Here is a 24,774-nt window from a genome sequence, read left to right as displayed (position 1 = left end):
GTCAAGCTGTCTGCTGTCGGACGAGCATACTGGCGGCCGACCGGCAGCGCGGAACCGCATCCACAAACGGATACGCAGGCATCAATGGACAACCAGGCCTCGACGGCACCTCCGCACCCGATCATCAACTTCGATGCACACCCGGACCGTTACAAGCACTGGCGAATGGAAATCGACGGTCGAGTCGCCACGTTGACGCTAGATGTCGACGAGAAAGCAGGAATTCGGACCGGGTATGAGTTGAAACTCAACTCCTACGACCTCGGCGTCGACATCGAGCTGCATGATGCCGTGCAGCGCCTCCGATTCGAGCATCCGGAGGTGGGGGCTGTCGTGATCACCTCCGCGAAGGACCGCGTGTTCTCTGCCGGAGCGAATATCCCGATGCTGGCTGCCGCCAGGCATGCGGACAAAGTGAATTTCTGCAAATTCACGAACGAAACCAGAAATGCCATCGAAGAGGCTACATCGCAATCCGGGCAAGCTTACCTCTGCATGATCAATGGCACCGCAGCGGGCGGCGGCTACGAGCTGGCACTGGCCTGCGAAGACATCGTGCTGGTCGATGACGGCTCCAGCGCGGTTTCCCTGCCCGAGGTGCCATTGCTCGCCGTGCTGCCCGGTACCGGTGGCCTCACCCGCATCGTCGACAAGCGGCGCGTACGGCGTGATCGCGCCGACTTCTTTTGCACCACCGGTGAAGGCCTTCGAGGGCAGCGGGCGCTCAACTGGAAGCTCGTGGATGCCCTAGCGCCCCGTACAAGACTGGCGGAGGTCGCCCGCGGCCGGGCCGAATCACTGGCCGCGAGGTCCGATCGCCCGACTAGCGCCGAGGGCATGCCGCTTGCGCAACTTGACCGCGTGATCTCTTCAGAGGCAGTCAGATATCCCAATCTCACGGTTGCCATCGATCGAGCTGCAAGGACCACCACTTTCCTGCTTCACGGACCCGACAGCCCGCCTCCGGCCAGTCCGGAAGAAATGATGGCCTGCGGCGACCGTTTCTGGGCGCTTGCCGTTGCGCGCGAACTGGATGACGCGGTTCTCCATTTGAGATTTAACGAACCCGACATCGGTACCTGGGTTTTTCGAACCACTGGTGAAGTACCTCTTGTCGCCGCCTATGACGATTTCTTGCTGGAGCATTCCCAGCATTGGCTTGTTCGCGAAATCACGCTTTTTCTGCGAAGGACACTGAAGCGCATCGATGTGTCGTCACGCTCCCTGATTGCATTGATCGAGCCCGGTTCTTGTTTTTCCGGCACGCTCCTGGAATTGGCTCTCGCAGCAGACCGGTCCTTTATGCTCACGGGAACTTTCGAAGGCTCCAATTTGCCGCCTGCAGTGATTCGTCCCACCCGCATGAATTTCGGGCCGCTCCTCATGTGTACCGGGTTAAGTCGACTGGAGACACGTTTCTTGGGCGACGCGTCCGCGCTGGAGGTCCTTCAGGAGCACGTCGGCCGTGATCTGATCGCGGAAGAAGCGGAGGAACTGGGGTTGGTGACGTTTGCACCGGATGACATCGACTGGACGGACGAGGTTCGGCTGGCCGTAGAGGAACGCGCTGCGTTCTCGCCCGATGCTCTCACCGGCATGGAGGCCAGTCTCCGCTTTCCGGGCCCGGAAACCATCGAAAGCAAGATTTTCGCCCGTTTGAGCGCCTGGCAGAACTGGATCTTTCTGCGTCCGAACGCCGTTGGCAGCGGAGGAGCTCTGGAACTGTATGGATCGGGGAAGCAACCAGAGTTTGATCGCGGTCGGGTCTGAAGTCATGCAAGCGAACTACAACGAAACCATTCCGAACAATGTCGACCTAGGGGATGATCGCCGGCTGCTGCGCGCGCTTGAAAGGTGGCAGCCTGCCTACCTTCGGTGGTGGAACGAAATGGGACCTGCCGAATCAAGCGAATTTCGTGTCTACCTGCGGACGGCAATCAGTGTGGATTCGGACGGCTGGGCTCATTTCGACCATGTCCGCATGCCGGATTACCGCTGGGGGATCTTCCTCGCGCGGCCGGACGCGAATCGCGTGATCGGATTCGGGGATCACAAGGGCTTGCCCGCCTGGACCGAGGTTCCGGGGGAGTACCGCACGGAACTGCGTCGGCTGATCGTGACCCAAGGCGACACCGAGCCGGCTTCGGTCGAGCAGCAGCGGCAACTCGGCCGCACGGCCCCATCGCTGTACGACTTGCGGAACCTCTACCAGGTGAATGTTGAAGAAGGCCGACACCTCTGGGCGATGGTGTACCTGCTCCATGCCCATTTTGGCCGTGACGGCCGGGAGGAAGCGGAAGCCCTGCTCGAGCGCCACGCCGGAGATCCCGACAGACCTCGGATTCTGCAGGCATTCAACGAGCGGACAGACGACTGGCTCTCGTTCTTCATGTTCACGTACTTCCAGGATCGTGACGGCAAATTCCAGCTGGCGGCGCTCGCGGAATCAGGGTTCGACCCCCTGTCACGAACGTGTCGTTTCATGCTCACCGAAGAAGCCCATCACATGTTCGTCGGTGAAACGGGTCTCATGCGGGTGGTGCAGCGTACCTGCGAGTTGATGCGCGAGTTCGACACCGATGACGTTCGCGCGGTGGGTGGTGTCCCCTTGCAGATGATTCAGAAGTGGATCAACTTCCACTACTCGATCTGCCTGGACTTGTTTGGCTCTGAACGGTCAACCAATGCAGCCAATTACTTCGGGATGGGCCTGAAGGGTCGTTATCAGGAGGAGAAACGGGACGACGACCATCGGCTTGTTGATACGCAGCTTGAGATTCCGAGAGTGAGCCCAGGTGGGATCGAGACCCAGATCATTTCGGCGCGTGCAGGCATGAACCTGATGCTGCGCCGTGACTTCACGCTTGACAGCCAACGCGGTCTGGATCGTTTCAACAAGGTCATTGGCGCGCACGACGTCGATTTTGAACTCACGCTCCCTGATGAGAAGTTCAACCGGTCAATTGGGATCTTTTCCGAGATCGAAGCCTCCCCCAGCGGCGAACTGCTCGACGCCGAGAGCTGGGAACGCAGCAAGCACTCCTGGCTACCGACGGAGGAAGAGCGTGACTTCGTGCGCTCCCTGATGATTCCGGTCACCGACCCCGGCAAGATTGCAGGATGGATCGCCCCGCCGAAACGGGGTATCCATGGCCAGCCCTTCGACTACGAATACGTCTTGTTCCGCTAGGCCATGGATGACAACACGGTCGACGTCGACACGACGGCGCAACCGGCCACGCTGACGTTTGCAGACCCGTTTAATGCCGCCGTCGCATTCATCGACCGCCACGTCGCGGACGGTCGGAGCGACCGCGTCGCAATTCGGGATGTCGATGGAGACACCACCTACGGAGAGCTTCTCGAACAGGTAAATCGTGCCGGAAACGCGTTGACCGACCTCGGACTTCATCCGGGTGACCGGGTCGTCATGGTGATCAAGGACTGCCCCGCTTTCTTCTTCGTGTTCTGGGGCGCGATCAAGGCTGGGTTCGTACCGGTTCCCATCAACACACTGCTCCGTTCCAACGATTTCAAATACATGATCGAGGATTCCGGAGCAGCTTGCGTGCTCTGGTCTCCTGAGTTCGGTGCTGAAGTAAAGACCGCGCTCAGCGCGCTGTCGTCGCCCTTGCCTCATCAGATGCCCGTGGACGGAGCCGGCGACACGTTCGCGGCCCTGGCGGCCACAGCCGATCCAAACCTTTTTCCGGCTCCAGCGGCGGCCGATTCGGACTGTTTCTGGCTCTACACATCCGGGTCCACGGGTCCGCCCAAGGGGGTTGTCCACGCCCACCGGGACATGGTGATCACCAGCCAGTGCTACGGAGTCGACGTACTGGGCATCACTGCTGATGACGTACACTTTTCAGCAGCGAAGCTATTTTTTGCCTACGGCCTGGGAAACGCCATGACGTTTCCCTTGTGGACCGGTGGCCAATCCGTGCTGTTCGCCGGGCGTCCCGCTCCCACGAACATGTTCGAGCATATCGAGCATTTTCGCCCCACGATCTACTACGCAGTTCCCACCATGTTCGCACAGCAACTCAGCACACTAGATGAGATATCTCCCAATCTGTCGAGTTTGCGCGCGTGTGTTTCAGCCGGTGAACCGTTGCCAGGCAAGATCCTTGAGGGCTGGCGGGAACGGACCGGCCTCGCGATTCTGGACGGCATCGGGACGACGGAAATTCTTCACATCTTCATCGCCAATCGAGATTCCGATGTCAGGCCCGGGATCAGTGGCAAGCTGGTGCCCGGCTATGAAGCGCGCATCCTCGATGATCACGGTTCCGAAGTTCCGGACGGAGACGTCGGTCACCTTTGGGTCCGAGGGGGTTCTGTGATGTCCCGGTACTGGAATCAGCCCGAGCGCACAGCTCAGGCCTTGTCCGGTGGGTGGATTTGCACCGGGGATTCATACAGCCGGGACGCAGAGGGATACTTCACCTGCCATGGCCGGAGCGACGACATGCTCAAGGTCGGCGGAATATGGGTTTCTCCAGTGGAAATTGAAGCTCGCCTGGTCGCCCATCACGCTGTACTGGAGGCCGCCGTGGTCGGGCGCGCCGATGACGACGGGTTGGTCAAGCCCGAGGCATTCGTCGTGTTGAAGGTCCCTGCGGCCCAACCGGCTGCACTGGCCGAAGAACTAAAGACGTTTTGCCGGGAAGGGTTGGCCCGTTACAAGTATCCGCGATGGGTGGAATTCGTGGACGATCTGCCCAAGACGGCAACCGGCAAAATTCAGCGTTTTCGCCTGCGGACCTAGACCCCGAGGTAACGCGTTTGCAGCGAGGTGTTTCCGCGGAGCTCCTCGCTCGTCCCCTTCCAGACTACCGTGCCCTTTTCGACAATGTGGTGAAGATCAGCAAGCCGCGTCAGCATCTCGACGTTCTTGTCGATCACCAGGACTGCCTGCTTTGCGTCCTTCAGACTGGCCAGACATCCCCAGATCTCCTGCCGTACCAGTGGCGCCAGTCCCTCGGTGGCCTCGTCCATGATCATCAGTTGCGGGTTGGTCATGAGGGCACGGCCGATCGCGAGCATTTGCTGTTCGCCGCCTGACAACTGATTGCCGGCACTCCCGAGCCGGGCGCCCAGGGCCGGAAACAGCTCAACGACCCGTTCGAGCGTCCAGGGCTCTCCCTGATGCCTTCGGGACCGTGCGGTCGCGATCAGGTTTTCGCGAACCGACAGATTGGGAAAGATCTGACGGCCTTCAGGAACCAGTCCAATCCCTGCCCTCGCAACGGCATAGGACGGCAACCGGTCCAAGCGCGTTCCGTTGAACGTGACCGTTCCGGCGCGCGGCTTGATGATCCCCAGAATTGCCCGAACTGTCGTGGTCTTTCCCATCCCGTTGCGGCCTAACAATGTCACGACCTCGCCGGATCGTACGGCGATGGTCATGCCAAACAGGACCTGGCTGTCGCCGTAGAAGGCATCGACACCATGGACTTCGAGCATCACATCTGTGTCTCACCGAGGTACGCGTTCTGCACCAGCGCATCCTTTCGGATCTCGTCCGGGCTGCCCGACGCCACTACCCGACCGTAAACGAGCACCGTGATCCGATCGGCCAAGGCAAACACGGCGTCAAGATCGTGCTCGACCAACAGCATCCCGTGATCCGTCTTCAGCTCTCCCAGAAAGTCAATCAAGGTACGGTTCTCGTCGGGTCCCATACCGGCCATCGGCTCATCGAGCAGGAGGAACGAGGGCCTAGTTGCCAGAGCAATCGCGATTTCCAATTGACGCTGTTCGCCATGTGCGAGATGGCCGGCAACGGCCTCGGCCCGATCACCCAGTCCCACTTCCTCGAGCAGCGCCCGAGCCGGCTCAAGCAAGGTCGGATCGTTCAGCACCGGTCGCCAGAACCGGAAGCTGTGGCCTTGTCGGGACTGGACGGGAAGAACCACATTCTCCAACACGGTGAACTCACGGAATACGCTGGTGATCTGGAATGACCGCGCCAACCCGCGTTGTACCCGGGCGGCGGGCGAAAGGTCAGTAATGTCATGCCCCCGGAACTCGATCTTGCCGCTGTCGGGCCGGAGGAAACCGGAAAGCATGTGAACGAAGGTCGTCTTGCCGGCACCGTTGGGTCCGATCACCGCGTGGATCTCGCCGCGCCGAGCGCTCACGGAGAGATCCGTCGCCGCCTGAAGTCCGCCGAAGCTCTTGCTCAATCCCTGCGCTACCAGATCGGCATCCCGAGTGTTCTCAGTCATGCCTCGCTCTCGATCCCAGCAGACCCATGACGCCGCCACGCGCAAACAGCACCACGATCACCAGAAACGGCCCGAATACCAAGTGCCAGTGGATCGTTATTGTTGACAAGATTTCGGACAGCATGAGGAATACGACAGCCCCGACGACGGGGCCGAATAAGGTTGACGTGCCGCCCAGTACCGTCATGAGGATCAGTTCTCCTGACCGGTGCCAGTTCATCATGTCCGGTGATACGAAACGCTCGAGATTGGCCTGCAGAAATCCGGCGAGCCCGCACATGATTCCGGCAATCACGAATGCCACAAGTCGGTACCGGAACGTCGGGATGCCTGCAGCTTGAACACGTGTGTCATTGGCACTTGATGCCCGCAGCACCATGCCAAAACGTGACATCACGATTCTCCACTTGACAAGCAGGCATCCCAGGAGCACGGCGAAGATCGTGTAGTACATAACCACGCTGTCCTCCAAATCGAAGAAGCGGGTCCCAAAATCACTCCGCCACAGGATGTTCAGTCCATCGTCGCTGCCGTATCGCTCTGCACTCACGCTCAGGAAGTAGACCATCTGCGCGAGCGCCAAGGTGATCATGATGAAATAGATGCCGCGGGTGCGCAGGCAGATGACGCCAAACACCAGTGCAACCACGGCGCTTAGCCCGACGGCTACCGGCAGCTGCACCCACGCGCTAGTGATGTCGTGGAACCCCAGGATGGCCACCGCATACCCACCGATGCCGAGGTAGACCGCATGGCCAAAGCTGATCATGCCGCCGTACCCCATGATCAAGTTCAGACTCACCGCCGCGATGGCCCAGATCATGATCCGGGCGAACACGATGACGTAGAACGGTTCGTCGAGCGCCGGCGCCAGGTACGGAATGGCTGCGCACAAGACCAGTACCAAGGCGGTCACGGCGCCTGCAGGCGTCAACCGGTGCGTCACAGGATCGCCGTCGCCCCGCGCGGGGGAAACAAACCTTGCGGCCGAAAGAACAAGATGCCGGCCATAAGGATGTAAATCAGCATCGATGCCAGCGCCGGGCCGGCCGCTTCGGCAGCGTTGGCCGGCAGCACGAGCAACAGCAGCAAGTCAAGGAACGACCGCCCCATCGTGTCGATCACGCCGGTGAGAACGGCGGCAACGAACGCGCCACGCACCGAACCGATCCCTCCGATCACGATGACGACGAAGGCGAGGATCAACACGTCCTCACCCATCCCGATCGCTGCCTGGGTGATTGGCGTGATGATGAGGCCCGCCAGGCCGGCCAGGACCGCCCCAATCCCGAACACGAGGGTGAACAGTACGGGAATGTTCACTCCGAGCGCCCCGGCCATTGTGCGATTGGAGGCCCCCGCCCGAACCAGCATCCCGAACCGGGTCTTGGCCACCAGCAGGTAGAGACCAAGCGCCACAAGCAGTCCAACGCCAATGATGACAACCCGATACAGCGGATAGGTGATTCCCGCTCCCAGTGCCACCGTACCTTCCAGGAAATCAGGCAGCGGGATCACGAGCCCTTCCGGTCCCCAGATCAGGCGCGTGGCCTCATTGAAAAACAAAATCAGCCCGAAGGTTGCAAGTACCTGATCAAGATGACTTCGGTGATAGAGGGTCCGAAGGGCAATCGTTTCGAGCAGAATGCCGATGACAAACATGGCGGGCACCATGAGGATGGCGCCTAGAACAAACGAATCGGTTGCGAGCGCCAGCGTCCCGCCGACAAATGCCCCGATCATGAACAAGGACCCGTGCGCCAGGTTCACCAGGTCCATGATCCCGAACACCAGTGTGAGTCCGGCAGCCATTAGGAACAAGATGATTCCGAGCTGGAATCCGTTCAGCAGCTGTTCAACTAGCAGGACGTAGTCCATTGCCTGTGGCGCTCCCGTCAGGGACCGGGAACCACCCCGTGTCGATCAGTCCATGTGCGGCGAGCCGTCGGCTGAGGCTACAGCGAGTCAGCCTTCCATCGCACACTCGCCGGCATACGGATCCTGGTGGTTCTCGAGGACAACCGGGCCGACGGAAGTGGTCCAGTTGCCCTCGGTGTCCAGCACCACCCTACGCTCATAAAAGTTCTGGATTGGAAAGTGGTTGGTCCCCATTCGGAACGTGCCGCGCACCGACGGAAACTCGGCCTTCCGCAGGGCTGCACGCATGCCGTCGAGATCCTGGATATTGCCGTTCACAGCCTCAACTGCAGACTTGATGAAGAAGATCGAATCATAGCTTTGAGCAGCGTAGAACGACGGGTAGCGCCCATACTTGTCACGAAATGCGGCCACGAACTTCCTGTTTTGCTCGTTATCCATGTCCGGTGCCCAGAATTGCGTCATCTTGCTCCCGAGCACAGAATCAATTCCAGCGTCCTGGAACAATGGCAGGCTGATGGAATCGAACGTGTATACGGAGAACAGGGGTATCGTTTCAATGAGCCCGGCCTGCTGATACTGCTTAACGAACGCCGGACCGGCCGGGCCGGGATAGAACATGAAGACCGCTTCGGGGCCAGCTGCCTTGATCTTTGAAAGCTCGGCCGACCAATCCCGTTGCGAAGGCCAGACGGTCATATCCTTTCCGACAACCTCGCCTGTGAAGCTGCGCTCAACACCCGCCACCATGTTCTGGCCGGCAACATAGTTGGGCGCCACGATATACAGCGTCTGGATGCCCTCCTGGTTGAGCAGCTCGCCCAGCGCCATCGGCGTTTGATCGTTCTGCCAAGAAATATTGAAGAAGTTCTGGTGACACCGTCGACCGGCCATCGGTGAGGGGCCCGCGTTGGCACTTATCAGAAACTTATTGGCGTTCAGGACTACCGGTGCCGAGGCCAAGAGGACGTTGGACCAGATATAGCCGGTCACCAGATCGACATTGTCCCGCAAAACGAGGCGTTCGGTTGCCTGCTTCCCTTTCTGGGCGTTGAACTCGTCGTCCCCGTAGATGACCTCGACGGATTCCTGGCCCATCCGATGATCGATGTGCTCAAGTGCCAGTTCCACCGCGTCGCGCATGTCGCGCCCGATGACAGCCGCCGGCGTGGTCAGCGTGGTGACAAACCCGATCTTGATGTCAGCCGATGCAGGAGTGGACATACACGCAACAATTGCCGCCACTCCCAAGATTCGCTCGCGCATGTTCGACTCCCAATGACAAAGTTGGCTGGTCGGGGCCCGCCCCTCCCGCCAGCGATCAGGGGGCAGTGCCTTGGGCGGACACACCACGCAGTTGCAACGGTTCGTCAGGCGGGGACCATAACCGCCGCTCGGTTCAAGGAAAGATGCGTCGCGTCCGCACGGTTCAGAATGCGGTTTGACGCGGGATCGCGCAGCAGACTCGACTGTCCTCCACAAAGTTCGACAACGTGTTTGTCGCTCATCACCGCGAGCTGTGCGAAGACACCCTGGAGGATCAGCACGGCTCGTCGATCAGTCTTGCCGGTTCCGCACATGGAGCCGGTCCCGGGGAGGTCATGCGGCAGATGCCAGGAACGGTTCGCTCTGTGCCCACAGGCCCTGTTTGGCCGATTCGTATTCGCGGCGAAGCCGTTCGACGATTTCCGTGGTCGACGGTACGTCCGTAATCATCCCCGAGCTCTGCCCGGCACTCCATATGTCGCGCCAAGTGCGCCGTTCGACGCTCCCGCGTGATCGGAAATCCATCTTGGACTTGTCGGCCTCCGGCAGATTGGCCGGATCCAGACCTGCCTCGGCGATGCTGTGAGCCAGGTAGTTGCCCTTCACTCCCGAAAACAGGCTCGTGTAGACAATGTCTGCGGCCTGGCTCTCCACCACCATCTGTTTGTAGCGATCCGAGGCGTTGGCTTCCTTCGATGCGATGAACCGCGTCCCGAAGTACGCGAGATCCGCTCCCATCGCCTGCGCGGCCAGAATCTGGCCCCCCGTGGCCATGGCTCCGGAAAGAATGATCGGGCCATCGAAAAATTGGCGGACTTCAGCGACCAGGGCGAACGGACTCATTGTCCCGGCGTGGCCGCCTGCCCCGGCACAGACCAGGATCAGCCCGTCCGCGCCTTCGTCCAGAGCCTTCTTCGCGTGCCGAATGGTTGTGACGTCGTGATAAATTCGCCCGCCGTATGAATGGATTTGCCGCTCGATGGCGGTCGGGGCCTGCAAGCTGGAAATGATGAACGGGACTTCGTGCTTGACGCAAACGTCGACATCGTGCTCCAGCCGCTCGTTGGAACGATGCACGATCTGATTGACCGCAAACGGCGCCACGATCGCTCCAGGATGAGCCTTGGCATGGGCGTCGAGCTCCGACTTGATGCGGCCGATCCACTGATCGAGCATCTCCGGCGGCCGCGCATTGAGCGCGGGAAATGCGCCCATGATTCCCGCCTTGCACTGTTCGATGACGAGATCGGGATTGGAAACGATGAACAGAGGTGCCCCGATCAACGGCAGCGAGAGACGTCCCTCCAGATAGGATGGAAGCGGCATGGCAATCCTTTCGTCAGCAGCAGGCTGGCAGCAACAGGTGGGGGCAGATTGACCTGCGCAGGTCCTTCCGGGCGTCGTTGTAGCGTTGCAGCGCCCCTAGCGTAAGGCCCGACTGCAACTTGCGGGATCCACAGTCACAATTGAACGGAGGCTCAAGTACTGTAGCGGCTGATCCCTTTGGGGTGGTACCGGCGGCGGTACCGCTGCGGGCCCGGGTCACCTTACCGTACCGTGTCCCGCGCATCTCCGACAACCAGTGTTGACGTTCGGGAGACAGCTTTGAAGCGCGTACTAATTGCCAACCGCGGCGAGATTGCCGTCCGGATTGCGCGGGCGGCCTGCGAGAAAGGCCTTGTACCGGTCCTGGTCCATCCAGAGGATGACTCGCCCTTTCCTGCGGGCAGCGATAACTGGCTCCGTCAACCACTCCCCGGCCGAGGCGTGGCCGCCTACCTCAACCACGAGCAGGTCCTTGAGGCGGCCAACTCGGCCGATTGCGATGCCATCCATCCCGGCTACGGCTTCCTTAGCGAGAACGCAACGTTTGCGAGCGCCGCAGCCGCAAACGGGCAGACGTTCGTAGGCCCTGCTCCGGACACGCTTGAGCTCTTTGGCGACAAGAGCCGGGCTCGCGAATTTGCCCGTCAATGCGGGGTCCCTGTACTCCCAGGCACGGCGGCGGGCACCGGGCTCGAAGATGCTCGCGAGTTCTTGGGCGCCCTGATGGACGGCGAAGCAGTCATGATCAAGGCGGCCGGCGGCGGTGGCGGCCGGGGGATGCGGGCGGTGCGCAGCCTTGATGAGCTCGACCGGGAGTGGTCGCGATGCGAGGAAGAAGCGGAGCGGGCGTTCGCCAACAAGGCGCTGTACGTGGAACGCTTGGTTCCGCAGCCGCGCCATATCGAAGTCCAGATTGCCGGCGATGGCAGCGGCGCGGTCGTGGCTTTCGGCGAGCGCGAATGCAGCCTGCAGCGCCGGCGGCAGAAATTGCTCGAGATTGCACCGGCACCCAACCTGCCTGATGAGCTGCGCGATCAGATCGTCGAATGCGCCGTGTCGATGGCCAAGGCCGCCCAGTTCGCGAACCTCGGCACATTCGAATTCCTACTGGAAGAATCCGGCGAGTTTCACTTTATCGAGACCAATCCCAGGCTTCAGGTCGAGCACACGGTTACAGAAGAAGTCTTCGGAATCGATCTTGTCGGGCTGCAGTTCGATCTAGCGGCAGGAACGCCGCTGTCGGAAGCGGTCAACGGTCGTCGCCCGCAGGGCTGCGCGATTCAGGCCCGTGTCAACGCGGAAATTCTGCGACCGGACGGCCAGGTGCGACCGGCCGCAGGAACTGCTCATTTGTTTCAGCCGCCGACTGGACCGGGCATCCGGGTGGACACGCACGGGGGCACCGGATTCTCTCCCCATCCGAGTTTTGATTCGCTGTTGGCCAAGGTGGTCGTGCGCGGCACCTCATATCAGGCTGCCACCAGGAAGCTTGTCCGGGCGCTGGGCGAGTTTCGGATTTCCGGTTTGGCTACCAACCTTCGGTTCCTGCAAAGACTCTTGGTGCGACCCGAGGTCGAGTCCGGGCTCCTGCACACAGAACTCGTGGAAGGTTTATTGGACCAGCTGGCACTTCCGGCGGACGGTGCAGAGCAAGAAACCGCTGGCGGCGCCGTTATCGTCGGTGCCCAGATCGACCCAGCTGATCCGCTTGCCGTCCTGGATCACGGGAAGAATGCGGTGCAGACGGTTTCCCCGTCTGCCGTCACGGCAACGCTTGAACCTGGCGCCGTACGAGCTCCGATCCAGGGAACCGTGGTCGAAATCCTGGTGTCCGAAGGAGATGCTGTTCCGGAGGGGGGCGAACTGCTGGTCATGGAAGCCATGAAGATGCAGCACGTGGTCGCCTCCGGGCACGCAGGCTACGTATCCCGAATTCTGGTTTCCCTGGATGACACGGTGGCCGAAGGTAGCCCGGTCGCCGTGATAGATGCCGCCACGCTGGAAGCATCGGGCGCGGACGAAACGTCATCGCTCGACCTTGAGTACATCCGCCCCGATCTTGCGGAAGTTCTTGATCGCCAAGCCCGAACCCAGGATGAACGGCGTCCCAAGGCCGTGGCGCGCCGGCGTCGCACCGGCCAGCGAACTGCCCGCGAGAACATCGATGACCTGATCGACGCCGGCTCCTTCATTGAATATGGATCGCTGGTGATCGCAGCCAGGCGTCAGCGGTATCCGATGGAAGAGCTGATCGACCGGACGCCCGCAGATGGCCTGATCGCAGGGATGGGCCGGGTGAACGGCGAAATGTTCGACGACGCCCACTCGCGTTGCATGGTCATGGCTTACGACTACACGGTGCTGGCGGGCACGCAGGGCAAGTTCAATCATCACAAGAAAGACCGGATGTTTGCCCTCGCCGAGAACTGGCGCCTGCCCATGGTGTTCTTCACAGAAGGCGGTGGTGGCCGACCGGGCGATACGGACATCGTGTTTGCCGCCGACCTGCACATCCCGGCCTTTCATCTCTTCGGGCGCTTGAGCGGCCTCGTGCCGCTCGTCGGCATTGCGTCTGGACGCTGCTTCGCCGGGAATGCGGTTGTGCTGGGCTGCTGCGATGTCGTCATCGCCACCCGCAACACCAATATCGGCATGGGCGGCCCTGCCATGATCGAAGGTGGCGGCCTTGGCATCTTCAAGCCCGAGGAGGTTGGACCGCTGGAGGTGCAGGTCCCCAACGGGGTGGTTGACATCCAGGTCGAAGACGAAGCGGAAGCCGTGCAGGTCGCAAAGCAGTACCTGTCGTACTTTCAGGGATCCATCACGGACTGGTCGGCAGCCGACCAGCGCCAGCTTCGCCATGTCGTTCCCGAGAACCGCCTCCGTACCTACGACGTGCGAAAGGTGATAGAGCTCCTGGCCGACGAAGGGTCGGTGCTCGAGCTGCGACGGGGCTTTGGCGCAGGCATGGTAACCGCGCTGGTGCGAATTGAAGGCCGCCCCATCGGGCTGGTCGCGAATAACCCGCTGCATCTCGCCGGAGCCGTTGACAGCGATGGCGCCGACAAGGCGGCCCGCTTCATGCAGTTGTGCGACGCGTTCGACATTCCGATCCTTTGTCTCTGCGACACCCCTGGCAACATGGTCGGTCCCGAGGCCGAGAAAACTGCGCTGGTCAGGCATTGCTGCCGCTTGTATGTGATTGGCTCCAGCGTCACCGTGCCCATGTTCACGATCGTCTTGCGAAAGTCCTACGGACTGGGCGCGCAGGCCATGGCTGCCGGAAGCTTTCACGCCCCGTTCTTCGCCATCTCCTGGCCGACCGGAGAATTCGGCGGGATGGGACTCGAGGGCGCCGTCAAGCTGGGATATCGAGATGAGCTCGCCGCGATCGAAGACCCCGAGGAACGCAAGGCACGCTACGAAGAACGTGTTGCCGGGATGTACGAGCAAGGCAAGGCAATCAATACGGCATCACTGTTTGAGATCGATGACGTGATCGATCCGGCGGATACCCGCCGTTGGATCGTCGAGGGACTTAGAGCCTGCCCTCCTCCCCCACCCCGTACCGGCAAGAAACGCCCTTGCATTGACACGTGGTGACTGTGTCGCCGAAGGCGACCGATCCTCGATCACTCACTACGCCGCTGCTCCTGGCCTTCCAAGCAGCCACCACGGGCGCCGTGTTCACCTCGCGGAATGCCGAGGTACGGGCAGAGATCCGGCAGCATGGGGGGTTGGGCCGGCCCGCCATCCTGAGGCGGTTCCCTCGAGCATGTCCTACGGACACTGTTCATCGACCGTCCGGAAGCCGTTGATCCCCGTCTCCGTGTCTGTGTCTGCTCTCACTTCGGTCCTGTCTGCCTTGTTCTAAGTTTGTGGAACCGCGCGTTTCTTCGGAATGCGATGCTGCACGGTTCGCAATTCCAACAAGGCCCTTGAACGAGCGTACCCAGGCGGAGCCTGCCGCCCCCGGCTTCTCCTGCACGGGGCAGCCGACGTGTGACGTGCTCCCCGGCCCTATCCCCGCAGCACGAAGTTTTCTGCACTGGCTATGCTTCGCAGCGGGTGCTTTCGCGCTTGCCTTCGCTGGGGGCCATCTATGTCAAATCTACCTCTCGACCGACGGACGTTTCTTGCTGGTGGCGCGACCGCTGCGGCGACCACCATCGGCGCTCCTGCCTACGCGCGCAGTGAACGCCGTTGGAAGATGGTCACATGTTGGCAAAAGAATTTCCCAGGCATCGGCACCGGCGCCCAGCGCATCGCTGATCGCATTACCGAGCTTTCGGATGGCGAGCTTACGATCAAGCTCTTCGCGGCCGGAGAATTCGTGCCGGCGTTCGAAGTGTTTGACGCTGTCCGTGAGGGTAAGGCCGAGATGGGCCATGACTCGCCCTACTACTGGATCTCCAAGAACCGCAGCACTGCTTTCTTCGGCTCCGTTCCGGGCGGCTTGGCACCGCTTGAGCAGATCGCGTGGATCCGTTATGGCGGCGGCCAGGAGTTGTGGGACGAACTCTACAGTCGCTACGGCCTGAAGGCGTTTGTCGCGGGCAATGCCGGCATGCAGATGATCGGCTGGTTTCGAAAGCGCCTGGAGAGCTTGGCGGACCTGCAAGGTCTTCGCGTGCGGATGGCAGGGCTGCAATCAGAGGTGCTTGCACGGCTCGGAGCTACAACGATCAATCTTCCCGGGGGCGAGGTCATGCCGTCCCTGCAATCCGGAGTGATCGATGCCGCGGAATGGGGTGGCCCCTGGATGGACCTTGCGCACGGATTCTACAAGGTGGCGCCTTACTGCTACGGACCTGGCGTACACGAACCCGGCACCACGCTCTCCCTGATGGTCAACAAGGAAGCCTTTGAAGAACTTCCCAAGCGCCTTCAGTCTCTCGTGCAAGTGGCTGCCGAGGCAGAAACCACCCAGATGCTCGCTGAATTCACCTCCAACAACGCGCTTGCCCTCGAACGCCTGATCCAGGACTACGGAGCCACAATTGAGCATCTGCCTGCCGACATCCTGGCTCGGTGGTTCGAGGTGAGTGACGAGGTCGTGGCGGAAACTGCCGCCGACGATGAGATCAATCAGCGCATCTACGACAACTGGTCGGATTTCCGGCGGCGTTCGATCGGGATCGCCGGGATGGCTGAACTTGGATTCCTGAATGCGCGAGCGGGCTGAACCGAGCGTGTATGGAAAGCAATGATGCCTGGCAGATGCCAGCCGGCTCAACTGCAGAAATTCATGGACGGCCTCGTCGTCCGTAATCCCGGCGAGCGCGAATTTCATCAAGCGGTTTACGAGGTAGCGAACACCCTCTTGCCGTACATCAACCGGCATCCTGTTTACCAAGAGCTTCGAATCCTGGAGCGCATGACCGAGCCCGACCGCATGGTCTCGTTTCGTGTGTCCTGGCAGAACGATGCTGGCGAGATCATCGTCAACCGTGGGTTTCGCGTGCAGATGAACAACGCCATCGGCCCCTATAAGGGAGGCCTTCGCTTCAGCCACACGGTCACGCCGAGCATCCTCAAGTTTCTGGCCTTCGAGCAGACGTTCAAGAACAGTCTCACCGGATTACCGATGGGCGCTGGCAAAGGCGGTGCAAACTTCAATCCGAAAGGTAAGTCGCCGGCTGAAGTGATGCGATTTTGCCAATCATTCATCAATGAGCTCTATCGCCACATCGGACCCAACCTTGATGTGCCCGCCGGCGACATCGGCGTCGGCGTCAGGGAAATCGGCTACATGTTCGGACAGTACAAGCGGATTACCGGGTCGTTCGAGGGTGTCCTGACAGGGAAAGGAATGGAGTTTGGAGGCAGTCTGATCCGGACCGAGGCCACGGGGTATGGGGTGGTGCTGTTTCTCGAACACATGCTGAACGAGGTCGGCCGAAATTTGAGCGGCCTCCGCATCAGTATCTCCGGTTCCGGCAACGTTTCGCTGCACGCAGCCGAACGGGCACTGCAGTCGGGCGCGATCGTTCAGACGCTTTCCGATTCAGGTGGATGCATTCATGATCCAGACGGAATCGACGACGATAAACTTCGCTGGGTGCGGGAATTGAAGGAAGTTCGGCGCGGTCGCATTGCCGAGTACGCAGAGCGATTCGCATCGGCCACCTACCATGCCGATGCCCGGCCCTGGATGGTCCCGTGCGACGTCGCGCTTCCATGCGCCACGCAAAATGAAATCGGCACCGAGGATGCCCGTCGCCTGATCGAGGGCGGCGTCACGGCTGTCTGCGAAGGCGCCAACATGCCGACGGAGCTTGATGCTGTCCCGGTGTTGACCGATTCTGGCGTAATGTTCGGTCCGGCCAAGGCAGCCAATGCCGGGGGAGTGGCGGTTTCCGGGCTGGAGATGAGCCAAAACTCCGCACGCTTGTCGTGGACGCTTGCCGACATGGAGCGTCAGCTTGAACAAATCATGTCCGATATCCACGGTCGGTGCGTCGAATTCGGACGCGAAGACAGCGACTCCATCGACTACGTTGCTGGCGCCAACATCGCCGGCTTCCGCAAGGTAGCGGAAGCCATGCTTGCCTTTGGGGTGGTGTGAACCCCTCCGGCGACCGGGAGTGCCGTGTCTACTGACAATTCGTTGACGGGACGCTTGGTGCAGGCCGCCCTCCGTGCCGCTGAGGAAGGCGACTGGCGGTCAGCGACGGTGGCCGATCTAGCCCGTATGGCCGAAGTAGACCCCGAAACTGCCGAAGCCCGCTTCTCAGGTCGGGATGATGTTTTGGACGCCCTTGCCCGCCAAACCGACGAACGCGTAATTGCGGCTCTGGACGAAGAGGATTTCGCCGCTGCCTCCCCCAAGGAGAGGCTGCTGGAAGCATTGATGTGCCGCTTGGACGTGTTGGCCCCACATCGTGCCGCGTTCCGCGAGTTTGGCTCCCACGCGCTACGCTGTCCAAACTCCGCCGCCCGCACGTTTGGCCGCATCCAAACATCGATGGGAAACGTCTTGGACGCGGCGGGATTGGCAGGCAGCGAATTTGAGCGAACTGTTCGCGCGACGGCGCTCGCATACGTTTGGATCCGAACGTGTCGCCGGTGGCTTCTCGATGAGGAAGAACGGAGCCTGGATTCCGTGTTTGCGATGCTGGACCAGGAACTCAGTCGGATCGAAACCTTGGCGCGCTGCCTGGAAGGATTTGCACCGCGCAACCCGGCCTAAACCACTTCCATGTCTGTCGCGACAATCTGGTGTCGATACCTAACGGCCTGTGGCCCTGCCAGCCCGTTCCATCTGGCCCGATGCTACCCGATGACTTTTGCGCGGGCCTCGGGTGTACCAGAGTACAGGCGCTGCGCCCTCCGTTCAAACTCGTGGACCATGCGCTGAACGGCAACGCCAAATAGCGGTGACATGGCCTTCGAGAATACGGTTGAACGAAATTCAAAATCGACCTCGAAATCGATCTCCGTCTTCAGCCCGTCCACCTGTTCGAAGCGCCAGTGGTTGACGAGGTGGCGAAACGGCCCGCGGACAAGCTTTACGTCGATGCGTGTTGGCCTGTGATGCGTGATCCTGCTGCGGTAGCTGGCGCGAAGCAGACGAAAACCAATGGCCAGATCGGCCTCGAAACCGTCCTCGTGCTGTGCGGTGATGGCAGCGCCCAGGCACCAGGGGAGGAACTCCGGGTATCTCTCGACATCGACAACAAGGTCGAACAGTTGCTCCGGCGTAAACGCAGAAACCCTGCGTTCAGCATGGCGTGGCATCCGTACTACCTGAATCAGGCGCGGGACACACGCTCATGGCAGGCGTGGTCAGTACCGTGCCCGGGGGTCGTGCCTGTTCTAAAACGGCGTGCCGCTTGCAATTTTCGGAAGTCCTGATCTGCGTGATAGGAGGAACGGGTCAGCGGAGAAGCCGATACCAGCAGGAATCCGCGCATGCGGGCTTCCGCCTCCAGCACCCCGAATTCCTCGGGAGAGACAAAACGATCGATCGGATGATGTCCGAGCGTTGGCTGCAAGTACTGCCCAACCGTCAGGAAATCGACATCGTGCGTGCGCATGTCGTCCATAACCGCCAGAACTTCCGCGTCGGTCTCCCCCAATCCGACCATGAGCCCCGACTTGGTGAAGATCTTCGGGTTCAGTGCCCGCATCCGGACGAAGAGGCCCAGGCTGTGGGCATAGTCGGCGGCGCGCCGAACCGTCCGGTAGAGACGTGGAACGGTTTCCAGATTGTGATTGAACACGTCCGGCGCCGCCTCGGCGATAACTTCCAGGGCACCGGCTTTCCGCTGAAAGTCCGGGGTCAAGACCTCTACGGTCACCCCGGGACTGGTGGCGCGAATGGCGCCGATGCAGGCCGCGAAATGACCCGCACCGCCGTCGACCAGGTCATCGCGGTCGACTGACGTGATTACCACGTGGGTGAGGCCCAGAGCCGCCACTGCATCTGCAAGCCGCTGGGGCTCGCCGGGGTCGACGGGCTGTGGCCGTCCTGTGGCGATATTGCAAAACGCGCACTTGCGCGTGCAGATCTCCCCGAGCACCATCATGGTCGCGTGACCCTGGCTCCAGCATTCGCCGATATTCGGACAGGCGGCTTCTTCGCACACAGTCCGCAGGCTCAGTCCGTGAACGAGCTCCTTCGTCCTTTGATAGCCTTCGGACGTAGGCGCCTTGACCCGAATCCAAGGCGGCTTCCGCGACGGCTTGGCACCGGACGCGGGGGCCAGATGGGCAGTGCTGATGTATCCGGTTCGTGGGTGCATGGTTGACCTCAATGACCTAATGAGGTCTGCATTCGGCGCGCTTCAAGCGGCAACTACGATCCCGCCGTTGCAAGCAACCGACCGCGCTTCCAAGCTTCGGCCATTCCGACCGGGAAGGCCCGACGATGGCGGACCCTCGAGCTTCAGATATGAATGGCACGGTCGAATGCCTGCAGCGTCGATTCATGCATCATTTCTGACAGAGTAGGATGCGGGAATATGGTATGCATCAAGTCCAACTCGGTCGCTTCCATTGTTCTGGCAATCGCAAATCCCTGAATCAGTTCAGTCACTTCCGTGCCGATCATGTGGGCTCCGAGAAGTTCTCCTGTCGTTTCATCAAAGACCGTCTTCATGAGCCCCTCGGCCTCGCCCAGCGCAATGGCCTTGCCGTTGGCGAGGAACGGAAACCTTCCGATCTTGACGTCGTGTCCAGCCGCCGCGGCTGCGGCCTCTGTCAATCCGATACTGGCAATCTGCGGGCGGCAATAGGTGCACGCCGGAATGCGGGACGTATCCGGTGGATGGGGTTCCATGCCTGCGATGCCTTCAACACATGCGATTCCTTCGTGACTGGCCTTGTGAGCCAGCCAGGGCGGCCCGGTAACGTCCCCGATCGCATGAATGCCTGGAACCCCGGTCGCCCCGACTGAATTCGTCTTGATGTGCCCCCCTTCAACCTCGACCCCCGCCGCTTCGAGACCAATCTCTTCCACGTTTCCCGTAATTCCCACCGCAAGGATCAGCTTGTCTACAGCCACCGTGTCCGTTGTCTTGTCGGGAAGCTGGACCGTTACGTGGAGTGCCTGACCTTTCGATTGGACTGACTGGACGGCGGAATTCGTGAGTAGCCGCATGCCCTGGGAACGAAAGATCTTTTCGGCAAGCGCGGAAATTTCGGCATCCTCGTTAGGTACGATCCGATCCTGCACCTCCACCACGATAATTTCCGACCCCAAGTCCCCGAAAAAGCTCGCGAATTCCATGCCGATGGCACCGGATCCAACAACCAGGAGGCGCTTGGGAACGGCGTCCGGCAACAGGGCTTCCCGGTAGGTCCAAATTCGCTGGCCGTCGGGCTCGATACCCGGCAATGCCCGAGCCCGCGCGCCGGTCGCAATGATCGTATGGGAAGCCGACAAGAGTTGCTCGTCTGCGCCGTCCTGCGCCACTCGGACACGGCCGGCCCCGGCAAGCGACCCGCTCCCTTCCACCACGTCCACCTTGTGCTTCTTCAGCAGGTGCCCGACGCCGCGGGTGAGCTGGTCAGCAACCGTCCGGCTTCGCGCAACGAGCTTGCCAACGTCGAGCTTTACTTGACCAAATGTGAAGCCATGCGTTTCGGCTTCAGCCAGCATGTGGCGGATCTCCGCGCTTCGCAGCAGCGCCTTGGTCGGGATACATCCCCAGTTGAGGCAGATGCCCCCCAAGTGCTCACGTTCCACCACCACCGCTCGCATTCCCAGCTGGGCAGCGCGAATGGCGGCCACGTATCCGCCCGGGCCGCCGCCGATCACGGCGACGTCGTACTCTGTTTGCGGCACGGCTCTAAACCAGCATCAAGGCGGGATCTTCAATGAATGCTCGGAGCTCCGCCAACCAGCGGGCACCGACCGCCCCGTCGATCACCCGGTGGTCTCCCGACAGAGTCAGAGTCATCACCGGCGCGGACTTCACCGTGCCATCGCGCACGATCGGTCTCTCGGTGGCCGCGCCAACCGCCAGAATCCCGCCCTGAGGCGGATTGATCACGGCTGCAAAAGCCTCAATTCCATACATGCCCAGATTGGACACGCTGAACGTGCCACCCTGATACTCCTCGGGCATCAGCTTGCCAGACCGGGTCTTGTCCACGAGCGCCCGAATCTCGCCGGCAATCTCAAGGATCCCCTTGCGATCAGTGTTTCGTACAACCGGGGTAAAGAGCCCGTCATCGACCGCAACCGCAACCGCGACATGGACCTGTCGATGCCTCACGATGTGGTCGCCTCCCCAGGCCGAATTCACCTGAGGCACACGTCGCAAGGCCATCGCCGTGGCCTTGACGACGAGATCGTTCACGCTAACCCGCCGTTCCCGCTCCAGGTCGGCGTTGATGCGTCTTCGCAGATCAAGAAGGGCGCCGGCATCAGCGTCCGTCTCCAAGTAGAAGTGCGGAATCGTCTGCTTGGCTTCCAGTAGTCGGGCGGCAATGACCCTCCTGACGTTGCTCAGTTCAATTCGTTCCGGCGGCTGTTCGGCCTCGCTCGCTACAGGCACGGTGCCAGCTTGGAGGATCCGGTCAATGTCTGCCTTGACAATTCGTCCATGCGGTCCCGACCCGCGGATGGATCCCAAATCAAGCCCCGATTGTGCCGCCATGCGGCGCGCCAGCGGGCTAGCCGCAACGCGGTCTGGTTTCGACGTCGGCTGCTTCGGTGCCGCTGTCTCTGGCACTGGTGCCGGCGCTGAAACGGCTTTGGCTGACATATCCGTGGCAGACGCGGGTGCGGGAGCGGTCGATTCCGTCCTTGCAGCTGACTGAGGCACGGATTGTTCGTCGAGACCGGCCGTCGCATCCTCCAGAGCCTGTGAATCCTCTCCCTCACCCATCAGAACCGCAATTACGGAATTGACGGCAACGCCCTCCGTTCCATCCGCGACGAGAATCTTGCCGAGCGTGCCCTCATCAACCGCCTCGACTTCCATCGTTGCCTTGTCGGTCTCGATTTCTGCAATCACATCCCCCGGCTCGACACCGTCACCCTCCTTCTTGAGCCATCGGGCAAGCGTGCCTTCCGTCATGGTCGGCGATAGTGCCGGCATCCGGATCAGTGTCGGCATGATTCAAATTCCCCTAGCTGCCAGCGGGCTTCAGACATCGACGTAGCTCACTTCGCGCGCGACGCGGACAACAGTTTCGACGTTCGGTAGGGCCAGAGCCTCGAGATGTGCAGCGTATGGCATGGGCACTTCCGCTCCGCTTACCCGCCTCGGTGGGGCATCCAGTGCATCAAACGCCTCGGCGGTGACAGTCGCAATGATCTCGGCTCCGATTCCGCAGCTGGGCCACCCTTCCTCCACACATACGATTCTGTGTGTCCGCTGCACCGAGCCAAGCACAGTTGCACGATCGAGCGGTCGCAGCGTCCGAAGGTCAATGACCTCCACCTCGATATCCTGTTCCGCGAGCGTTTCGGCCGCGGCCAGCGTTGCTGCCACCCCGCGCGACCAGCTTACCAGCGTCACATCCCGTCCCGGTCGGACGATCCTTGCTCGACCCAGTTCCGCCACATGCTCCCCATCGGGCACTTGCCCCGTGTCGCCATAGAGCAACTCGTGCTCGAGAAACACGACAGGGTCGGGATCCCGAATCGCAGCCGTCAGCAATCCCTTCGCGTCGGCAGCATCGAACGGTGCCACTACCTTGAGCCCGGGCACGTGCGCGTACCAAGCCCCGTAGTCCTGGCTGTGCTGGGCAGCCACTTGCGAGGCGGCGCCATTCGGCCCGCGAAAGACAATGGGCAAGCTCAAACGACCACCAGACATGTATCTGGTCTTCGCCGCAGAATTGACGATCTGATCAATTGCCTGCATCGCGAAATTCCACGTCATGAACTCCACGATGGGACGCAGGCCCATCATCGCGGCCCCCACACCGACGCCCGCGAATCCGGCTTCAGTAATCGGGGTGTCGACCACACGCTCCGGCCCGAATTCCTCCAGCAGCCCCTGACTGACTTTGTAGGCACCCTCGTATTCGGCCACCTCCTCGCCCATCAGGAACACGGACTCGTCTCGTCGCATCTCTTCGGCCATCGCGTCCCGAATGGCTTCGCGCACGGATATCTCGCGCATTGGACGTCAGCTGCCGCCGGAGTAGATGTCGGTCATGAGTTCAGCCGGGTCGGCGTCCGGCATGGCTTGCGCCGCTGTAACGGCCTCCATCACCATTGCCCGGATTTCACGATCCACCGCTTTCAGCTGATCGGCGTCGACCACCCCGGCGTTCACGAGCAGATCGGCCACGCGCGAAATCGGGTCCCGTTCGTCGCGGACTTTCTGCACTTCTTCTCGGGTCCGGTATAGAGCCGGGTCTGACATGGAGTGGCCACGGTAGCGATAGGTCTTCATCTCCAGGAGCATCGGCCCCCGCCCGGAACGGGCATGTTCCAGCGCCGTCTTTCCTGCCCGCTCCACTGCGACTGGATCCATTCCATCGACTTCCTGTCCGGGAATTCCGAAAGACTCACCTCGTTTGTGCAGGGCGGATACCGCGCTGGCTCGGTCGACGGCAGTCCCCATTCCATACTGGTTGTTCTCGACCACGTACACGATCGGAAGCTTCCAGAGTGCTGCCATGTTGAAGGCTTCAGCCACCTGCCCCTGACTGATCGCGCCATCCCCAAAGTACGTCACGCATACACGGTCGGTTTTCCGATACTTGAGGGCAAAAGCTATTCCTGTTCCAAGTGGAACCTGGGCTCCGACGATGCCATGGCCGCCATAGAAGTTCCGGGCAGGATCGAACATGTGCATCGAGCCGCCCTTCCCTCCCGAAACCCCTTCGGCCTTGCCCAGCAGCTCTCCGATCACCAGTTCCGGAGCAACCCCCCGGACAACCATGTGCGCGTGACATCGATAGGCCGTGATGACGGGATCATCCGATCGGGTCGCGCGCTCCATCCCGACGGCGACTGCCTCCTGGCCGATGTAGAGATGACAAAATCCGCCGATCTCGCCCATCGCGTACAGCTGTCCGATCCGCTCTTCCAGTCGTCGCAGAAGCAGCATGCGGCGGTGGATGTCGAGCAGCTCACCTGGTGGCAAACCCAAATCCACCTGCTCATGCCCATTGGGCATCGGTTCATACGATGCCGCCGCCCGGGCCGCGAGGCTCGCCAGCGGCGAGAGTTCCCGCGCCCCTTCTTTCACCCGTTTCGAAGCGGCCATCAGGAACTACCCCGCGGGCCTGAGCCGATCACTGTCCGGCTTCGTCTGAATCAATTACGAACACGTATTCATCGGGCCTGGCCCAGCCCAGCATGACGCGGACCCTCTCCTCCAGAAGATCCAGGTCCAGCGAGTTTCGTGACAGCCGGGAAACCCGATCCTCCAGACGATCGTGAACTACCTGAAGCTCCGACACCGTGTCTTCGGCCGCTTGAATTTCGCGCTTCTGTTCAAGCAGCGCATTAGGCGTGAAATCACCCCTGAGCACGTGGAACGCGACATAGCCGATCACGGCCACCAGCGCGGCCCGACGAATCAGGCCGACGAACCGATTCCTGCGGTCAAGGCGGTTGCCCGGACGCGCGCTCCGTGATTGCACCCTCGGGTACCGA

The 24,774-nt window shown here is 61.1% G+C and carries 18 protein-coding genes and 2 pseudogenes; 7 read left to right on the top strand and 13 right to left on the bottom strand.

What is annotated here, in order from left to right:
- The first annotated feature begins 84 nt into the window (after positions 1-84).
- The 3 genes from boxC to OXH60_00360 are packed head-to-tail and all read left to right on the top strand — an operon-like array spanning position 85 to position 4,771.
- Complete coding sequence (boxC, locus tag OXH60_00370) at positions 85-1,770, top strand: 2,3-epoxybenzoyl-CoA dihydrolase (protein MDE0710576.1); 1,686 nt, start codon at positions 85-87, stop codon at positions 1,768-1,770.
- Positions 1,727-3,190 carry a benzoyl-CoA 2,3-epoxidase subunit BoxB gene (boxB, locus tag OXH60_00365; GenBank protein ID MDE0710575.1) on the top strand — a complete coding sequence of 488 codons (1,464 nt, stop codon included), beginning with the start codon at positions 1,727-1,729 and terminating at the stop codon, positions 3,188-3,190. Before boxC ends, boxB begins: the two co-directional genes overlap by 44 nt.
- 3 nt (positions 3,191-3,193) lie before the next feature.
- Positions 3,194-4,771 carry a benzoate-CoA ligase family protein gene (locus OXH60_00360; GenBank protein ID MDE0710574.1) on the top strand — a complete coding sequence of 526 codons (1,578 nt, stop codon included), beginning with the start codon at positions 3,194-3,196 and terminating at the stop codon, positions 4,769-4,771.
- Here OXH60_00360 and OXH60_00355 read toward each other — a convergent pair.
- The 6 genes from OXH60_00355 to OXH60_00330 form a co-directional block, all read right to left on the bottom strand.
- Positions 4,768-5,469: an ABC transporter ATP-binding protein gene (locus OXH60_00355; GenBank protein MDE0710573.1), complete on the bottom strand. Its 702-nt coding sequence runs from the start codon at positions 5,467-5,469 to the stop codon at positions 4,768-4,770. The genes OXH60_00360 and OXH60_00355 overlap by 4 nt on opposite strands.
- Positions 5,469-6,233, bottom strand: coding sequence for an ABC transporter ATP-binding protein (locus OXH60_00350; protein MDE0710572.1), 765 nt, complete (start codon positions 6,231-6,233; stop codon positions 5,469-5,471). The genes OXH60_00355 and OXH60_00350 overlap by 1 nt, the downstream gene beginning before the upstream one ends.
- Positions 6,226-7,149 (bottom strand): branched-chain amino acid ABC transporter permease, encoded by a 924-nt coding sequence (locus OXH60_00345; protein MDE0710571.1) that lies wholly within the window; start codon positions 7,147-7,149, stop codon positions 6,226-6,228. The genes OXH60_00350 and OXH60_00345 overlap by 8 nt, the downstream gene beginning before the upstream one ends.
- 26 nt (positions 7,150-7,175) lie before the next feature.
- Entirely contained in the window at positions 7,176-8,111 is a 936-nt protein-coding gene (locus OXH60_00340) for a branched-chain amino acid ABC transporter permease (protein ID MDE0710570.1), read from the bottom strand.
- Positions 8,112-8,198: 87 nt separating this feature from the next.
- Positions 8,199-9,377: an ABC transporter substrate-binding protein gene (locus tag OXH60_00335; protein ID MDE0710569.1), complete on the bottom strand. Its 1,179-nt coding sequence runs from the start codon at positions 9,375-9,377 to the stop codon at positions 8,199-8,201.
- Positions 9,378-9,710: 333 nt separating this feature from the next.
- The gene (locus OXH60_00330; GenBank protein MDE0710568.1) at positions 9,711-10,703 is read right to left on the bottom strand and encodes a nitronate monooxygenase family protein; all 993 of its coding nucleotides are present in this window, start codon (positions 10,701-10,703) and stop codon (positions 9,711-9,713) included.
- Positions 10,704-10,982: 279 nt separating this feature from the next.
- Between OXH60_00330 and OXH60_00325 the strand changes: the two genes are divergently transcribed.
- The 4 genes from OXH60_00325 to OXH60_00310 all read left to right on the top strand — a co-directional run bounded on the left by OXH60_00325 (position 10,983) and on the right by OXH60_00310 (position 17,895).
- Positions 10,983-14,306 carry a carbamoyl-phosphate synthase large subunit gene (locus OXH60_00325; GenBank protein ID MDE0710567.1) on the top strand — a complete coding sequence of 1,108 codons (3,324 nt, stop codon included), beginning with the start codon at positions 10,983-10,985 and terminating at the stop codon, positions 14,304-14,306.
- 499 nt (positions 14,307-14,805) lie between these two features.
- On the top strand, positions 14,806-15,888 hold the full coding sequence (locus tag OXH60_00320) for a TRAP transporter substrate-binding protein (GenBank protein MDE0710566.1): 1,083 nt from the start codon (positions 14,806-14,808) through the stop codon (positions 15,886-15,888).
- Between the two features lie 24 nt (positions 15,889-15,912).
- Positions 15,913-17,271: an NADP-specific glutamate dehydrogenase gene (gene gdhA, locus OXH60_00315; GenBank protein MDE0710565.1), complete on the top strand. Its 1,359-nt coding sequence runs from the start codon at positions 15,913-15,915 to the stop codon at positions 17,269-17,271.
- A 24-nt stretch (positions 17,272-17,295) separates the two neighbouring features.
- On the top strand, positions 17,296-17,895 hold the full coding sequence (locus OXH60_00310) for a hypothetical protein (protein MDE0710564.1): 600 nt from the start codon (positions 17,296-17,298) through the stop codon (positions 17,893-17,895).
- A gap of 83 nt (positions 17,896-17,978) precedes the next feature.
- Here OXH60_00310 and OXH60_00305 read toward each other — a convergent pair whose 3' ends face one another.
- From OXH60_00305 to OXH60_00275, 7 genes and pseudogenes are all read right to left on the bottom strand, one after another.
- Positions 17,979-18,443: a type II toxin-antitoxin system RatA family toxin gene (locus OXH60_00305; GenBank protein ID MDE0710563.1), complete on the bottom strand. Its 465-nt coding sequence runs from the start codon at positions 18,441-18,443 to the stop codon at positions 17,979-17,981.
- Between the two features lie 14 nt (positions 18,444-18,457).
- A pseudogene (lipA, locus tag OXH60_00300) lies at positions 18,458-19,384 on the bottom strand (lipoyl synthase).
- A 209-nt stretch (positions 19,385-19,593) separates the two neighbouring features.
- Positions 19,594-20,994, bottom strand: coding sequence for a dihydrolipoyl dehydrogenase (lpdA, locus tag OXH60_00295; protein ID MDE0710562.1), 1,401 nt, complete (start codon positions 20,992-20,994; stop codon positions 19,594-19,596).
- 4 nt (positions 20,995-20,998) lie between these two features.
- Positions 20,999-22,273: a pyruvate dehydrogenase complex dihydrolipoamide acetyltransferase gene (locus tag OXH60_00290; GenBank protein ID MDE0710561.1), complete on the bottom strand. Its 1,275-nt coding sequence runs from the start codon at positions 22,271-22,273 to the stop codon at positions 20,999-21,001.
- 30 nt (positions 22,274-22,303) lie between these two features.
- Positions 22,304-23,278: pseudogene (locus tag OXH60_00285) on the bottom strand (pyruvate dehydrogenase complex E1 component subunit beta).
- Positions 23,279-23,293: 15 nt separating this feature from the next.
- The gene (pdhA, locus tag OXH60_00280; GenBank protein ID MDE0710560.1) at positions 23,294-24,382 is read right to left on the bottom strand and encodes a pyruvate dehydrogenase (acetyl-transferring) E1 component subunit alpha; all 1,089 of its coding nucleotides are present in this window, start codon (positions 24,380-24,382) and stop codon (positions 23,294-23,296) included.
- 28 nt (positions 24,383-24,410) lie between these two features.
- Positions 24,411-24,761 carry a septum formation initiator family protein gene (locus OXH60_00275; protein MDE0710559.1) on the bottom strand — a complete coding sequence of 117 codons (351 nt, stop codon included), beginning with the start codon at positions 24,759-24,761 and terminating at the stop codon, positions 24,411-24,413.
- Positions 24,762-24,774 lie beyond the last annotated feature (13 nt).

It is taken from the genome of Rhodospirillales bacterium, from assembly GCA_028824295.1.
GTDB lineage: Bacteria > Pseudomonadota > Alphaproteobacteria > TMED109 > TMED109 > VXPW01.
Note: the sequence above shows the minus strand (reverse complement) of the source record. Positions and strands in the feature narration are given on the sequence as shown.